Raw genomic sequence first — 15,741 nt, forward strand, 5'->3', positions numbered from 1 at the left:
CACTTAATATTACAATCTATCCAAAATAAAAAAAAAGGAGGTTCTTTCGAACCTCAAAACAGGGGATGATTTATAAATATTGGGATGAAAAGAGAGAATATTACGAAGTTTTTGGGGGAACTTCGTAAATATAAATTAGGGTAGTGTCTTGTTCTTCAAGACATTTATTATAATGTCACACTTTAATTATGGTATCTTTTTTTGTTTTTATCATTAGTTTCTCTGCTAAATTAAACAAACATCTGCCAATAATGGATAATGATCAGATGGGAATCTCCCATTCACATTATCTTTCACAATTTGTGTTCTCAAGACTTCATATTCAGGTGAGACAAAAATGTAATCTAAATGCATGCCGTGATGACGGTCTTTAAAGCCTCCCATGGTTGCTTGCTGATAAATCGATCGATCAATCTCTTGTACCGCAATCAGCTGTTGAGTATTTAACTCACCTTCAAAAAAGCCTTTAATTAATCGATGATTAGGATTCGCATTAAAATCCCCCATTAAAATGACGGGAAGTTTTTCAAACTCTTGTTGCTTTTCGATATATCTCATAATTTTTTTCAGTCCATATCCTCGTGCAGGGGATAGATAACAATCCAGATGAGTATTATAAACGCGAACAATCATTCCCTCCTCTAATTGAATCTTTGCGGTTGTACAAATACGAGGAAAAATAGAATACCAAATGGAACTTCCTATTTTTTTAGGCTGATTCGATAACCAAAACGTCTCTTGATCTAAAATTTTATGACGTTTGGAAACTAATATATTATTATGTTCAACAAAGAATTTTTTACTTCTTGCTTGTCCAACAATTTGATAATCATGTAATTTATTTTCTAAATCGGCATGCATTTTTAATGTCACTTCTTGTAATCCAATAATATCACATGCATATTTATCTAAAATATCGTATACAATTTCCTTTCGACTATTCCAGCGATTTTTCCCATCAAAAATCGAATCTGAACGAAGGTTAAACGTCATAACTCTCATCTTACACTCACTCCTCTTTAAATCATAAAAATTACTAAATCCCCCCTATTTTTCATAAGATTATTATAACACGTTGTGATATATTCGCCTCTACTTTTTTTCCTGTTTTTTATAAAGTCACCTCTTCCTCATTATTACTGTATATAAAAAAAGTTGCCAAAATAGCAACTTTTTATACAAATAATAAATACAAGAAATGCGCAACCATTCCTGCAGCAATTCCACCAATCGTATGAGAAATAATGGCTTTACTACTTAATTTACGCACACCTAAGGCATCCATCATCCCAACATGTGTACTTAAATATCCACTCCAGCACATTCCCATTGCGGTGAAAACGGCAATATCGTTTGGAGTAATCACATTTTCAGTAATAAATCGTGGAACTAAAGACATTGCGGCTCCAACAGCTCCTAACGATGTAACTGGAAAAGCGATTGCTTGAGCATTTGTAAATCCAAATAATGGATTCAAAATAAACATTAATTTCTCACCTAACGCTGGGAGTAAAGCGACTCCTTCATAAGCGACTCCTAAATAGACAGCTTCTCCTGTTACTGGATCAGTCGATGGTCCAAATGTTAACAACATCACAAAGGTACAAATAATTAACACACCTGGGATAATCGATAATCCCATCTCGACCCCGGCTTTCCCACCTTCAAGCATCGCATCCAACACTCGTTGGAATAAATTACCATCACGAATTTCACGGTAATCTAGTCGTTCAATAACTTCTTCCTCGTTACTTTCTTCTTGTGGTTGATTGGCATAATATTTTTTTGTAAAATGAAGCATTAATCGAACACTAATGATACTTCCAACAATCGCTCCAACATTTCCAATTAAAGCAGGAACAATGAAATCTGATCCAAGCGCCATCATGAATGTTGTCACAATTAATCCCATTCCAAATGCTGTTCCTAAGTTACATAAAGCTGGAACTTCGTAACGTTTGAAAAATTTTTGAAACTCTTTATCTTTAGCAAATGAAATAATCGCTGGATTATCTGATAAATAAGTAGCAATCGCTCCAATAATACTTGCCCCTGGCAATCCATATAAAGGACGAATAAACACTGATAATAATCTATTAATTAAGGTAATGACTCCAAATTCAGATAATAAGGCACTCAGTGCTCCTGCTAGGACTGCAAGTGCCATAATAAAGAACACCGTATCTAATAATAAGTCATGGGCTGTTTCCATAATGACGCTAAACATGATTCCCACGCCCATTTTGTTACCAATATAACCAAATCCAACTAATAAAACACCTAAAAACACAAAGGTTTCAAGGCTAATCGATTTGACCTTTCGTTTTTCTTGATTCATTTCTTTGACTCCTTTTCTCACTTTAACTCATAACCTCATTATATTTAAAAAGCACTCCTTATTCAACGACAAAACCTGACACAATTTTTACCATTTCATCATCTATTATTGAAAATAATTCCAAAAAATAAAAAACCACAGTTTAACTATGGTTTTCAAGTACATAATTGTATATTTTTTGACGTTTAAAACAAATGAACATCATATCCTAAACCTTTCATAAGCCCCTCGTGATTACCGATTTGAATCATTCGCCCATATTCAAACTAATGTATCAATAGTTTGACCTAACCCTGGCAGAAATAACATCTGAATACAAGCGGATAAAAACACAAACACAATCCCAATTAGATTAGAGACTTTATAGTCTTAAAAAGCTGATTATTACTTTTTTTCATCATCCTCATCTCCAACCTAACATCCTATCACCTATCAATTTAACATTTTTCATAAACGAATAAATATAATTTTGAAATTTTTTAACTTTTATGATAAAGATTCCACTAAATCGACCATAATATTAAAAACTAGTTTTTTTGGGAGGCTATCATGAAAATTAAACAAATTATACCGTTATGTTTTCTAGGAGGTGTATTCACTCTCTTCGGTCTTTACACCACAAGAATTCCCTTTAAGCCTGAGTTGATTCAAGAGTCCTCTATTAGACTCGACTCAAGTCGGACTGTTTCAACCCCTCTTTCTAAATTATTGGAAAATCAGACTTCGACATTAGTAAATGCTACTTCGCAATTCCAACTTCTCAATGAACAACGTGAAGATTTAGAAATTGAAATTCAAACCCTAAAACAACAGATCGACGAATTGATGATTCAAAGAAATATTTTAGTGGAAGAAATCAGTCCTTATATAGAATCGATTTCGATTCAAATTTTAAATCCTTTAACAAAAATTCAACAACAACTTGAAAAACAACTTCAAAAAAAATCACAAGATTCTGTGATTGAGGACGTTCTTTATGTAATTAGCCACGCTACCAATGCCGTTGAGCAATATATGACAAATCCAAATGAACCTACTTATGAGACCTCACTCCAAACTGCATTTAGACTCATGGATGATGAACTAGCTCAACACGATGTTAATTCTGTTATGAGTGTTGCTTCTGAAATGATACAATCTGGCTATACGAATACTATGATTCGAATGAAGCTTCAACAGTCAAAGGAACTATTACAAGCCTTTGAAGCCAATTATATCGCGGTTGAAAATGATGAGACTGCCCAGTTCAAAAGAAGTAAACAACAACAATTAGCTACGGAAGACGCTTTAAATTTAAAAGCACTTCAACTCGATGAGTTAGCCCTTCGTTTAAGTGGAATTTTAGATGAAATCGAGCAAGTCACCCAATAAAAGAACAATCTAAGAGTAAACAACTAAGAAAATACATCGAATTAAAAAAATTTAAAAGACTTTATTATTAAAAACCTAAGAAAATAAGTATATCAATGCTTTTTTCTTAGGTTTATTTTTTCTTATATCATTTTTACAATCTCAAGTGAATGAGAAAATTATACCCTTAGTTCATCTTAAAAAATGATAATCCTCTCTTTACTTAAAGTCGAAATCACATGATGTGTTACCATTCTTTTATTCTCTATCTCCTGTTTCCATCCCCAACATTGCACCATAAGACTCAAATAAATTGTTATTAGTTTGTTCAATAAATGCTTCATGCTTGTTTTTGTTCAAAGACGTAAAGTTATTCAGATCACTTAAACCATCCATACTAATTCCTTGTTTGATGACCTCTTTAATCAAACTTTGTGTCATTACGTCTAAATCTTCAAATCCTACTAATGAAAATGGTTGATGCAATTTATAACATATCATTTCTCTTATTCCGATATCCCCCCTATTTAAACTAAATATAACGCTAAACCTAATTAATCATGCATTCAAAAATGTAAAACAACAAAATGAACGATGCTACTTTCTAAGGTTTTAACAATATAGACTATCCTAACGCATGTTATATTTAAGAATTATGTGTTTAATATTCTTAAACGTACCCAGGATTCCTACTCTTATCATTCTTTTGAAGCTATCTTTTTTTGCTCTAACTTTTTATGCTTCAAAAATTCCTATACTCATTAAAGCATGAACTAATAAAAAAAGGTTATCTCTCGATGACTATAAAATTTTAGTCATTTTGAGATAACCTCTTTTAACTAATGAAATTTAAAGCTTTCAAAATGGACTGAGCCACTGGACGACCTTTTCCGATTAACGGATATGTATGAATATGAATGGCAGGATTATAATTCATTTCAATAATAGAATAGTTAGATGACTCATCTCGCCAATCCTCAATAATCATATCAACCCCGCAAATGGCAACATTTAAATCTTTAGCTGCTTTTCTAGCAATCTCTTTAAAACGTGAAGGCATTTGATCCGTCATGTCAACACTATCTCCACCAGTACTAATATTAGAATTTTCTCGTAATTGAATCTTCTCACCTAGTTTAGGAATAGAGGTAAGTGTTAGCTGTTGCGCCTCTAAATAAAGATGTAAACTAGCATCAATTTTAATTTTTTCTAACGGGCGATTATAATTTACTCCCCGTATTGGGTGTTCATTTTTTTGTTGAATTAACTGTTCAATCGTATGAATTCCATCACCTGTTACATTAGCTGGAATTCGTTGTAAAACACCAACAACCTCATCATCTATCACTAAGAAACGATACTCATTACCCCTTTGAAATTGTTCAACTATTACGCTTTGATCATGGTTAAAAGCAATCTCGAGTGCTTGCTGAAACCATTTTTTCGAATTCAATTGTTCAATCATTGTAATCCCAAGACCAAAGTTTGTACTTTTCGGCTTAATTACAATATGTTGATTAATAAATTGCGAATATGAAGCTAATGCAGCTGGTAAAGAGGTAAATACTTCTCCCATCGGAACAGAAATCCCTTTATCCCTTAACATCCTCTTTGTTATCACCTTATTCTCCATTGCTAATACCGCACTGTAAGAATCCAATGATGTTTTAGTTGCTTGTTGAATAAACTCTTCCCGCTTCCCTTTCTTTAAGCAGATGAAATTATCTGAGCGATCAAGCACTTCTATGTGAATGCCTTGTTTAATGGCCTCCTTGATCAAGATTTGTGTAGATAGCTCCAAATCTTCAAATCCAGCTAAGGAATAAGGCTGATCCAACACGTTCTCTTGATAGGCTTTAGCTAATTCAAGATTCACCTTCACATAATCACTATCAGAAACAAGCTCTATCATTTTTGCCGAAATCGTTTCATTTGGATTTAAAATTTGATGACGTTTATCTTCTAAAATATCATCTAAATTAAATGAAAATGTCTCATTAATTGTTTGCATTTTATCTAAAATAGATTGTGCCCAATCTGACAATAAAATCTCCTGACCATTTTGAATCAACCATAATTCTGATTGTAATCCATCCATTGCCACTCGACGTTCATTTTCAGTCGCCTCTTCTTGCCACTGGTCGTATTCTCGCTCATCCATTTCAAGTAAAAACAGAATAAATAAATGGATAAATTGTAAATCTGCCAATGAAATTCCAGTCGCCTCAAAGGGATTTAAGTCAATGGAACGGATTTCAATATACTCAATTCCATCCTGAAGTAGTGATTCCATTAAATGAATAGGATCTTTTGCTTTTAAGCGAATTGGACTATAAAACTCTTTAAAACTCGAGATATCTCCACGTTCAATATACTCATTTAATGAATGAACGTAATGTGCCGTATCTGTATAATCAACATAAATCGGCATGTGATTTTGATAACCACATGGACTATTCCTAAAAGAAACTGCACCTAATTTTGAGTAACTATGTGGGGCAACCTCCTTTGATGAGACGCGACATTCACTACAGTAGCTCTCATCCACAACCGGTGATGCCCCTAAAAGATAAATCAATAACCAGCGATAGCGGATATAGTTGCGCACCACTTTTAAATAGATTTGATCTTTAAACAATCGATACTCTAATTCGTGATGATTGGCTTCATATAGCTTTTGAACTAACGATTCATTAAATGAAAAATTGTAATGAATGCCTGAGATCAGTTGTTTTTTTCCTCCATACTTCTCAAGCAATGCCTGGCGATAATTCATTGCGGCCCTTCCGACTTCACCCTCTTCATAAAGGGCAATTGGAATTTCTTGCTCCATACTAATGAGACAAGGCATCGATTGTGGCCATAAATATTCATCTTCTAATTCAGATACGGTTATCTGATAAAGCGCATTTAAAAATTGGTAAGCTTCTTCGACAGTTGAATAAGTTGGGGTAATCATTTCAATTTGACTTTCTGAAAAATCAGTGGTGATATACGGATTTGACAGTTTGTTCCCAAAAGCTTTTGGATGGGGGGTTAACGCTAACTCTCCTTCAGGTGTCACACGTAGTCCTTCACGCTCGATTCCAAAATTAGCATACCACAAATCTTCTTTATGTAATTCTTCTTTAAATTGCAGCAACATCCATGATTCCCTCCTTTCCTTTTTTATAATAAACATAAGCTGCTAAAATACCTTTTAATACCATACTTACACTAATACTCAACCAAATTCCATTCACACCCATCCATTGAGTAAATAGCCAGGCCATTGGAATTCGTGCTGCTGTAAAAACAATACTAATCGTAGCGGGAATTTTAGGCATCCCTAATCCCACAAAGGCTCCATTAAAAATAATTTCAATTGCCATAAAGACTTGAGTTAAGCCAACAATTCGCAGATAATTAGCAGTAATTTCAATCGTTTGTCTATCCGTCACAAAACATCGAGCCAACGACTTAGGGAACACTAAAAATAAAACCGTTGTTAAGAGCGCGTAAAGCAATCCTATGATGATTGCCACTCGTACCCCTTCTTTAATCCGATTAAAATTCTTTGCACCATAGTTTTGTCCAACAAAACTCGCAATCGCACCATTTAGTCCACCAATCACCATATACGTGATTGATTCAATTTGTAAGCCAATTTTTTGTGCCGCAATAGCCTCTGTGCCAAACGACGTAATCATTTTCGCTAAGAAGATACTAACCAGAGTAAATAACAGTCGTTGAGAAGACATCGGAAGTCCAAGTCGAATCATTTTCAGATACGTTGAAACTCCATATTTAGCGGTTAAATCTAGCTGAAACAACTGTTTTGATTTGATATAAAAACAAAGTGTCATGACCACATTAGCGATTAATGTGGCTAACCCTGCTCCTAAAACGCCTAGTTTGAAGGTATAAATAAAGAGTGGATCTAACATGATATTTAAAACAACCCCAATGGCACTAATTTTTAATGCCATTTTATTTTGTCCAAAACTATTAAAAACACGCGTATACCAAAAATTAAAAAATGAAAAGATTAACATTGGTGAACTGACGACTAAATAGGCATAGCCTTGTAACTCAACCCATTCATTTTGAACATTTAAAAACGAAATAAACGGCTTTCCTATCCAAATAACAAACAGAGCAAAAAACAATCCAAATAATAAATTAAGACGAAACCCCGTACTTAAATACTTTGATTGTTCTTCTTCATCTTTTCGTCCAATAGCATGCGAAACTAAAATCCCAGTACTAATCACAATACACGCTTGAATGGCATTGGCTACTCCAATTAAAAAACTTGACGTTCCAATACTTGCAACGGCGTCACTTCCTAATCGTCCAACTAAAAGCATATCTACCAGATTATACGTGAGTTGTAACACTGAGCTCGCCATAATAGGTAAAGCTAAGGCTACTAAGACAGAAACGACTTTTCCTTGTGTTAAATCAATTTTCTTCATAGCCACACCTCTTTTATAACTCGTTTCTTCGAATACGCTCGACTAAATCCTCCATCTTTTCTTTAATCACATCGCGTGTCTGACGAAAGATTTCATCACTTTTTCCACTTGGATCTTCAAGTCCCCAATCCTCTCGATGTGTACATGGTAAATGAGGACACTTTACATTACATCCCATAGTAATTACAATATCTACTGATGGAATTTCGCTTAATAACTTGGGACGCTGTGTTAAAGTCATATCAATCCCAATTTCTTTCATCATGCGAACGGCATCTGGATTAATACAATCACGTTCTTCTGTTCCTGCAGAATAAGACTCGGAGACATTTAAACCTAATACTTTTCCAAACGCTTCTGCCATTTGTGAACGGCATGAATTATGAACACAAACAAATGCTACTTTTTTCATTTTAACTACTCCATTCTTTCCTTATGATGAGCAGATTGCTCACTTACTTCTTGAATTAATTGTGCAACAAACGGATAGCGGATAAATACATTTTCTGGTATATAATAATGGACCCACTGTCCTCGCTTGGTTGATTGAATTAGACCTGCTTGCTTTAGCTTGATAAGGTGCTTGGATGTGGAAGACTGAGAAATCTCTAAAGCCGGTTCAATTTCACAGACACATTTTGTTCCTTGCATTAATAAGCACATGATCTGAAGTCTTTTTTCATCTGCTAATGCTTTTAAAACATCAACATAGGTCATAGTTACCTCCTTATATTCCAATTCAAGAATATTCTCTTATGGGAATATATTAACTTAAATTAAATTGTCTGTCAATTTAAATACTCCCCTTTAAAGTGTATTTTCAGTTCAAGTGATTCAACCACTAGATAGAAACAGAAATGTATTCTATATTTCTAAATCAGTTCTAGTTGGTGATTTGCTTTAATACTAAAGCGGACTATATTCGAAGACACTGTATCCTCACTTGCAGGTCCTAAAATTTTTTAAGCTGTACAAACTTATCTTTACTGACATAAGTTCAGAGAAAATGTTAAGATGCTTCCTCACTTAATTTATGCTATAATGAATTTAAAACTTATAAGTAGAGGAATGAATCATGCTATCATCTGATATTTTGAATTATTTAGACCAATATGGGCCACTGCTCGTTTTTGTCATTATGTTTTTAGAAGCCTTAAACTTAACTGGAATTCCTTCTTACATCATTTTGCCGGCAATCGGTTTTTTTATCGAACAGAGCCCATTTAGCTTTTTATTTATTTTGGTCATGACGCTTCTTGGGAGTATTAGCGGTTGTCTCCTATATTATATCGTGGCTCGAAAATTCGGTCGTTCAATGTATAACTACTTTTATCAAAAGTTTCCTTTAGCCAAACGAGGACTAGATAAAGCTAGCGAATTAAGCGAACGTTATGGAGCCATGATGTGCTTTACTGGACGAATTATCCCTACTGTTCGCGTCTTTATCTCACTCATGTCTGGAGTTTTCCAAATTCCATTTAAAACTTATCTCATTTATTCTGCTGCTGGAATCACAGTATGGAATTTTATTACGCTATTCATTGGATATTTAACCGCCATTTATTCATAAAAAAAACCTCCAATCGGAGGTTTTTTTAGATTCTATACTATGGGGTGTAGGTGACATTCTCCCCCCTCTTCTTTCGGACAAAAAAATAAAAGGAATCAAACCGCTCAAAAAGCAGTTAAACTCCTCTCGATTACATTTATAAAAATTCTTTACTCATACGAGTCGACAAACAACCTATTTTTCTAACGCTTCAACTTCTTCTAAGTCTTCTAATGTTTGTAATGTCTCAAGCATTTTTTCATCTTCTAATTCATCAGCTAAAGCTAATGGTGGCATTGTTTCAGTTTGATGTTCTTCAATCACCACTTTTAAATTTGCTACTCGTTCATTTAATGCTTTAAATTTTTCTTCAATGATTTGAATCGATTCTGAGAAATCAAAATTAGTAATCGATGTTTTAATTTCTTCTAGCTGTTCTTTACAAGTTGTCTTAAACGCCTCTTGATCAAAATCTTTAATTTTATCTTGTAAATCTTCCACTTTTTCTAATAAATCGGCTTGTAATTCTTTCCCTGATTTAGGTGCTAAAAATAAAGCAGCCGCCCCTCCAACTAAAGCTCCTAGTGCGAAAATATAACGTTTTTTCATTAACTCATCATCCTCTTTTTTAATTTTCGTTTCTTTCTTTGACGTCTAACAAACATAAAAATGCGCCAACTAAGTTTTAGACGATCTTTCATTTCATTCAGCTTTGAATGCATCTCCCAAGTTACTGACTCAGGTATTGCTTTTAACTGCTCCGTACTACGTTTAATTTCAAGTGTTTGCTGATCAATATTTTTTCGCGCACGATTTAGTAAAAAAGTGCCTGAAAAAGTGATGACAATTAAACATGCAATTGATGTGAGCATTAACCAATCATACAATGTCAAGTGTATCTGCCCTTCTTTCTCCTAATGACTCTGCTTGTATTATAAACCGGTTCAAAAACTGATTCAACACCTTCGTGCGTTTCATTAGAAATTTTTACATTTTATAGTCTATTTTACCGTATAAAAATGTCGACTTCCATTAGTATTCATCTATGCAAGAAGAAAATTAATCTAGCTCTTATTATCCCCCTTCTTCACAAATATCCCCATTCAGCATCAGACAGCTTATCTATTCAAACAAGCTATTTTACTTTTTACCTAGTCTTATGTTAAAATGAAGGATATTTTCGTTTAGGAGGAAGCTACATGAATCACATGATGACCATCCTTATTTTAACAATTGTAGGGGCCTTAATTGGATGGATTACAAATATTTTTGCTATTAAGCTTTTATTCCGTCCCCTTCACCCCATTAAAATCCCATTTACCCCATTCGTTCTCATTGGTTTAATACCAAAACGTCGCGCAGAACTTGCTAAAACGATTGGAGAAGTGGTTGCTCACGAATTACTTTCCGTTGAGGAATTGATTGATGAGACCGTCACTGATGAAGACCTCCGAGAAATTAAAGGCTACGTCAAACGAAAAATCAAAACTGTAATTGATGAAAAAATGTCGATGGTTCCCTTTCCATTTAAGGCGATGATTCAAGGACCAATTGATCAGATGATAGATGAAGAAGTCGACCAAGGATTAAATGAAGTCATTGTTAATATTAAAGATATCGTTCAAACCCGCTTAAATATCGAGCAATTGGTTGAAAAAAATATTAATGCTCTAGATTTAAAAGAACTTGAACAAATCATCTTAAAAGTGGCCAAAAAAGAACTTCGACATATTGAATGGCTAGGCTTTTGTCTAGGAGGCCTGATCGGACTCGTTCAAGGAGTTATTTTAATGTATTTATAAACAAAAGACTGTATCGCATTTGATACAGTCTTTTTTACTTCGATTTAACTTTTACTCTTATGAACTAAATCTCGGACTTAAGACAACTGATGAAACTAATTGCTAATAACATTTTATGTGACATCAATGAAGATGACATTAAAATAATCACTTGTCATGATCATTTCTTATTCATACTCTTTGACTATCCATTGATTATAAAAATCGATGATTTGTTGCATGACCGATAAATCTAGTCGCTTTTCTACATCATATAAGACATCATCATACATCTGACGAGTTTCTTTAGGCATTGCGTGGTAGGAACCATACTCTTCTTCTATTTGAGTGCGTAGCGTTTGATTTAACCTTTCATCCACAACAACATCGTGTCCTCGATTTTGATAACTAATAAATTTAAAATTGCCTCTCGTTCCAAATAAGGCTTCATACTTGGAAAAGGATTGATCATAACTAATTACCTCATCATCTTTACTATGCATAAACATGACATTAACATTCGTATTTGCTAAAACTTCTAAGCCATTTAAACTCGCATACTCCCCAAATTTAAGATGTTCATACAACCTAAAATAAGGTTTTAATAGATGAAAGACTGAACCAAACAGTCGACCTCCAAGCTCATCAATAATGTCTGTCGATTCATAAAAACCAGACCGTTCAACAACTGCTGTAATATCTAAATGATGATTTAACACAGCTATTACGGCATACCCCCCCATACTATGACCGTAAAGCATGATAGGTAAGCCGTCAAATTGTTCATCGTCTTTTACATAGTTAATTGCATAATCTAAATCAATCACCGCTTGTGGAAGTCCAACAATACTTTTTCCTTCACTCTCATCATTCCCTGTCCCATCATAAGCAAAAACGGTATAACCATTTTGAGTCATATAATAAATTTCAGGTAAATATGTATTATGTCCCGCTCCTAATCCATGAGCAACAATAATCACTCCATTCGGATGGACGACTTCTGGATTGGTATAGACATATCCAGCCAATAACTGATCATGATTTGACTTAAAGTATGCTGGAGTTTGCTCTAAATTTTCAAAATCAGAAACCTCATATTTTAAATGTTGGGGTGTTTCATTACGACTACCAAACTGCTTTTCATAGATGATCACACTAATCGTCATCGGGATTACAAAAAAGATGAAGATACTAGTTAGTAAACCAATCACGAGGTACTTTTTTCGCTGCCTCAATCTAGCTCCCTCCTCATTTTCTCACGGATTGCTTGCTAGATTATATGTATGAATTTTATAGTTATTCTATGAAAAACTCCCAATTACCATTAATTTCAAGAATGAGTCGATAAAATTTAAAGTCTAAAACAGATGCTTTTGAGTTTAAATATAATTCATATAGTCTGCCCTCACCATTTGGAGAATCTGTCGTTTGATAGAGCAAAAATAATGGATTCTTTTCATTTGTATCACTTAATCCTAAATCAAGTAAGCAATTATCTCCTTGATTAAATTCATTAAACTTTACCTTAAAGGGATAGTTTGTCCTTCATTAAGGCTATTTACATTTGCATCTCTTGCCCCATCTGTTAGTGTGATTGATGTAATATCTATTTTAAATCCATTAATGACAAATGTCTTTGTTTCCTCCATCTTCTCATCCCATTTCTCACCTATTAATACGTTTAAAATCTTTAATATCCCTTAAAAACAAAAAAGTCGCTCAAGCGACGTTAAAAATTAAAATGATTGGATGATTCAGTCAAATATGTGACCAAACTAACCATCATCCGAATAAGGTAACCGATCATTAAAAAGAGAATGATGGCTATTGTACACAACATAAAGGCACAAGCAACCTTTGTTAAAGCTGTGACCTTAAGCAAAAATTGAGTTAAACCAATTATACAACCACAACAAAAAATCGAAAATATAACAACAACTATCATTACCAGTAATATTAAAAGTTCAATCATCTAATTCCCCCATGATTCATGATTACTATTCATTTAGTTTTACTCTTATTTTAACATATCTATCTCACATTTTACATAAATAACCTATATTTGTTAATGATATTAAAGATTTACTCACATCTTTCAATGGATTGAATATTATTTTTACACTCTCATACTGCCTCACCGTCAGTCTTGTCGTTTCTTTATTCATAAAAAACAATAACTTATTTGAGAAAGACACTAAAAATCAAGTCTAATTAAGATTATCGAATTAAAAAGAACTTCGTCATTGACAAAAACTGATAAACTAAGCCGATGTGATGTACACCCCAAATATTAGACTTAAAACTCTAATGTTACGGGGTATTTTCATGTTGAAATATAACTTAGAATTTAAAGGACAAACATTTAGAAGAATCTTCAAGTTATACTTCCCTTGATTAGAAAGATAAAATCCTAAGTACGAAACAAATTCAGGAATAGGTGAGGCAACACAAACTATATGGGGAAAAGAATTGGTACAAAACAAACATATGCTGGTAAATTTAAGTTAAATGTATTAAACGATATGAAAACAACAGGTGCCTCATATAGTATGACTGCAAATCACTTTGAAGTTTCAGAGATTAGAACAATCGCCAATTGGAATACGAAATTTCTTAAGGCTGGGATCGAGGCTTTATTTAGATCGAAAGGAAGGCCTCGATACGACATGACAAACCCAAATCAACCGAAAGAAACGAAATCATTAACTTGCGAACAACCATTAGAAGACGTTAAATGATTAAGAATCGAGATTGAATCCTAAAAAAGTGCAAGGCGTACGGATTGGAACCCTGGAGTTAGAAAACGAAAGCTAAGCGAAAAATTATCCAATAACTAACGTCTGAAGTTGATAGAGGCTTTACTCAACGCTCCTCAGATTGAGTACTGATGTCTTTTCTCAATTAAATTCTGTCGCATTATCAGGTAATGAATTAATTCGATGTAAAAACTTCGTGACTATCTCACCTTGCGATTGATCGTAATCATAGCCTAAAGTTTGAGCAATTTCAATCGCTATTTTTTGAATAAATGACCCCATGAAAAATAAACGATCCCATATTGAGTTATAGCATTTATTTGGATATAAATGTAGGTAATCATTGTATATACTTTCAGGTAAATATCGTTTTAACCATCGTTTTTTTCGTCCTAAATCTATTTTCCATTCATATTTCAGCCCAATTTTCCAACTTAATAGTGTCGTAACTCGTTCAAGTAACATTTCTTCATAAATAGAACTAACTAAAGTAACTTCATCTCGATACATTGCTTTCGCCACTTCAATTTGATACCACCAAATGTCATTTAATAACTGATTAAACTCTTCTTCAGTTGGGCATTGAAGATAATGGGCACTATCGTTAGGATCATCAAGAGGAGGTAAGAGGCCATCTTTATCTAAAATGACTCGACATAATGTTTCTTCGTAAACAGCTCCCCATAAATTAACAAGTGAAATAAATTCTAAATCCAATCTCACTCCATCTTGAAATTGTATTTGAAATAAGTAAGCAGACTTTGAAAGAATTGTTTTTTTAACAATCACTATATCACCAAACTGATGCATCCAATCGGTACAATTTAAATAATCTAAAAAAGTTTCTTCATTAACAAAAAGACGGTAATGATAATCACGCATTAAGTCAATCGGCGCATTTCGATTAAGACGTAAACCGGTTTGCATTAAAATTCGAATCTCTTCTTCATTTTTAACAAATTGTAGCACTTGACTATGCACTAAACTAGATGAACGCATTTTCATCATGGGTAATTGTTGATAATTAGTTAATGTATAGGTGACTAAAGTACAATCATGAATCATTGTTTTTTCCTCTAACCGCATCCCGAGTCGTCTTAAAATACGAATCATATCAAAGTTGATGGCGCGGACTTGAATCATTAATCGTTGAATTTTGAGAGAGTTAAAAGAATAATCAATCTGTAATTTTAATAGTTCCTCCATTAAATCTAATCCTATTTTCTCTCGATCAACATGATAAATCATTTCAAAAGTCACCATATCTGGTAATTGTTTCAAAGCAATAGTCCCCACTTGTTTTTCAGTTTCATCTAAAATAATACTCCACTCTAAATATAAGAGATTATCTTCTGGTTGAATGAGTGGATACGGTAATTGGTCCCACTCATCAACGAGAAGGTTTTGACTTTTATTTTTTACTAAGTAACAGTGACTCGTGTGTAAATACATCTTGAACTCTCCCATTTCAGTACAAGTTATTCGTTTACATTCTATCTTAATCTTATGC

General features: G+C 33.6%; 16 protein-coding genes. 4 read left to right on the forward strand and 12 right to left on the reverse strand.

The features are described 5' to 3' along the window. Window positions 1-225 precede the first annotated feature (225 nt). Together NEH75_RS07060 and NEH75_RS07065 are read right to left on the reverse strand one after the other, a co-directional pair. A complete protein-coding gene (locus NEH75_RS07060; protein ID WP_055242270.1) occupies window positions 226-1,002 on the reverse strand; it encodes an endonuclease/exonuclease/phosphatase family protein in 777 nt (258 codons plus the stop codon). A 172-nt stretch (window positions 1,003-1,174) separates the two neighbouring features. After that, window positions 1,175-2,338: a hypothetical protein gene (locus NEH75_RS07065; RefSeq protein WP_055305404.1), complete on the reverse strand. Its 1,164-nt coding sequence runs from the start codon at window positions 2,336-2,338 to the stop codon at window positions 1,175-1,177. 549 nt (window positions 2,339-2,887) lie between these two features. Between NEH75_RS07065 and NEH75_RS07070 the strand changes: the two genes are divergently transcribed. After that, window positions 2,888-3,709 carry a hypothetical protein gene (locus NEH75_RS07070; protein WP_055275412.1) on the forward strand — a complete coding sequence of 274 codons (822 nt, stop codon included), beginning with the start codon at window positions 2,888-2,890 and terminating at the stop codon, window positions 3,707-3,709. 237 nt (window positions 3,710-3,946) lie between these two features. Here the strand turns inward: NEH75_RS07070 and NEH75_RS07075 are convergent, their stop codons facing one another. From NEH75_RS07075 to NEH75_RS07095, 5 genes are all read right to left on the reverse strand, one after another. Further along, the gene (locus NEH75_RS07075) at window positions 3,947-4,189 is read right to left on the reverse strand and encodes a hypothetical protein (RefSeq protein WP_147614361.1); all 243 of its coding nucleotides are present in this window, start codon (window positions 4,187-4,189) and stop codon (window positions 3,947-3,949) included. A gap of 334 nt (window positions 4,190-4,523) precedes the next feature. Next, the gene (gene gshAB, locus NEH75_RS07080; protein ID WP_055305403.1) at window positions 4,524-6,833 is read right to left on the reverse strand and encodes a bifunctional glutamate--cysteine ligase GshA/glutathione synthetase GshB; all 2,310 of its coding nucleotides are present in this window, start codon (window positions 6,831-6,833) and stop codon (window positions 4,524-4,526) included. Then, window positions 6,817-8,145 carry an MATE family efflux transporter gene (locus NEH75_RS07085; protein ID WP_055305402.1) on the reverse strand — a complete coding sequence of 443 codons (1,329 nt, stop codon included), beginning with the start codon at window positions 8,143-8,145 and terminating at the stop codon, window positions 6,817-6,819. The genes gshAB and NEH75_RS07085 overlap by 17 nt, the downstream gene beginning before the upstream one ends. A 13-nt stretch (window positions 8,146-8,158) precedes the next feature. Beyond that, window positions 8,159-8,557, reverse strand: coding sequence for an arsenate reductase ArsC (locus NEH75_RS07090; protein ID WP_262948690.1), 399 nt, complete (start codon window positions 8,555-8,557; stop codon window positions 8,159-8,161). Between the two features lie 5 nt (window positions 8,558-8,562). After that, the gene (locus NEH75_RS07095) at window positions 8,563-8,862 is read right to left on the reverse strand and encodes an ArsR/SmtB family transcription factor (protein ID WP_055242256.1); all 300 of its coding nucleotides are present in this window, start codon (window positions 8,860-8,862) and stop codon (window positions 8,563-8,565) included. A 358-nt stretch (window positions 8,863-9,220) separates the two neighbouring features. On the opposite strand from NEH75_RS07095, the gene NEH75_RS07100 reads away from it, so the two are divergent. After that, window positions 9,221-9,715: a DedA family protein gene (locus tag NEH75_RS07100; RefSeq protein ID WP_055275404.1), complete on the forward strand. Its 495-nt coding sequence runs from the start codon at window positions 9,221-9,223 to the stop codon at window positions 9,713-9,715. A gap of 174 nt (window positions 9,716-9,889) precedes the next feature. Here the strand turns inward: NEH75_RS07100 and NEH75_RS07105 are convergent, their stop codons facing one another. Then, complete coding sequence (locus tag NEH75_RS07105; protein ID WP_055275402.1) at window positions 9,890-10,303, reverse strand: YtxH domain-containing protein; 414 nt, start codon at window positions 10,301-10,303, stop codon at window positions 9,890-9,892. Continuing rightward, window positions 10,303-10,587 (reverse strand): hypothetical protein, encoded by a 285-nt coding sequence (locus tag NEH75_RS07110; protein WP_070099785.1) that lies wholly within the window; start codon window positions 10,585-10,587, stop codon window positions 10,303-10,305. Before NEH75_RS07110 ends, NEH75_RS07105 begins: the two co-directional genes overlap by 1 nt. A 306-nt stretch (window positions 10,588-10,893) precedes the next feature. Here NEH75_RS07110 and NEH75_RS07115 point away from each other — a divergent pair, with 306 nt between their 5' ends. Continuing rightward, entirely contained in the window at window positions 10,894-11,496 is a 603-nt protein-coding gene (locus NEH75_RS07115) for a DUF445 domain-containing protein (protein ID WP_055305401.1), read from the forward strand. A 167-nt stretch (window positions 11,497-11,663) separates the two neighbouring features. Here NEH75_RS07115 and NEH75_RS07120 read toward each other — a convergent pair whose 3' ends face one another. Beyond that, window positions 11,664-12,710 carry an alpha/beta hydrolase family protein gene (locus NEH75_RS07120; RefSeq protein WP_055305400.1) on the reverse strand — a complete coding sequence of 349 codons (1,047 nt, stop codon included), beginning with the start codon at window positions 12,708-12,710 and terminating at the stop codon, window positions 11,664-11,666. Window positions 12,711-12,995: 285 nt separating this feature from the next. Continuing rightward, window positions 12,996-13,124, reverse strand: coding sequence for a hypothetical protein (locus NEH75_RS07125; protein WP_262940953.1), 129 nt, complete (start codon window positions 13,122-13,124; stop codon window positions 12,996-12,998). An 807-nt stretch (window positions 13,125-13,931) separates the two neighbouring features. On the opposite strand from NEH75_RS07125, the gene NEH75_RS07130 reads away from it, so the two are divergent. Further along, window positions 13,932-14,213, forward strand: a complete 282-nt coding sequence (locus tag NEH75_RS07130; protein ID WP_147614360.1) for a helix-turn-helix domain-containing protein — start codon at window positions 13,932-13,934, stop codon at window positions 14,211-14,213. Between the two features lie 159 nt (window positions 14,214-14,372). On the opposite strand, the gene NEH75_RS07135 is transcribed toward NEH75_RS07130, so the two are convergent. After that, the gene (locus NEH75_RS07135) at window positions 14,373-15,683 is read right to left on the reverse strand and encodes a GNAT family N-acetyltransferase (RefSeq protein WP_055305398.1); all 1,311 of its coding nucleotides are present in this window, start codon (window positions 15,681-15,683) and stop codon (window positions 14,373-14,375) included. Between the last annotated feature and the right edge of the window lie 58 nt (window positions 15,684-15,741).

Origin of the sequence: Turicibacter sp. T129 (assembly GCF_025594975.1) — a bacterium.
Lineage (GTDB): Bacteria > Bacillota_I > Bacilli_A > MOL361 > Turicibacteraceae > Turicibacter > Turicibacter bilis.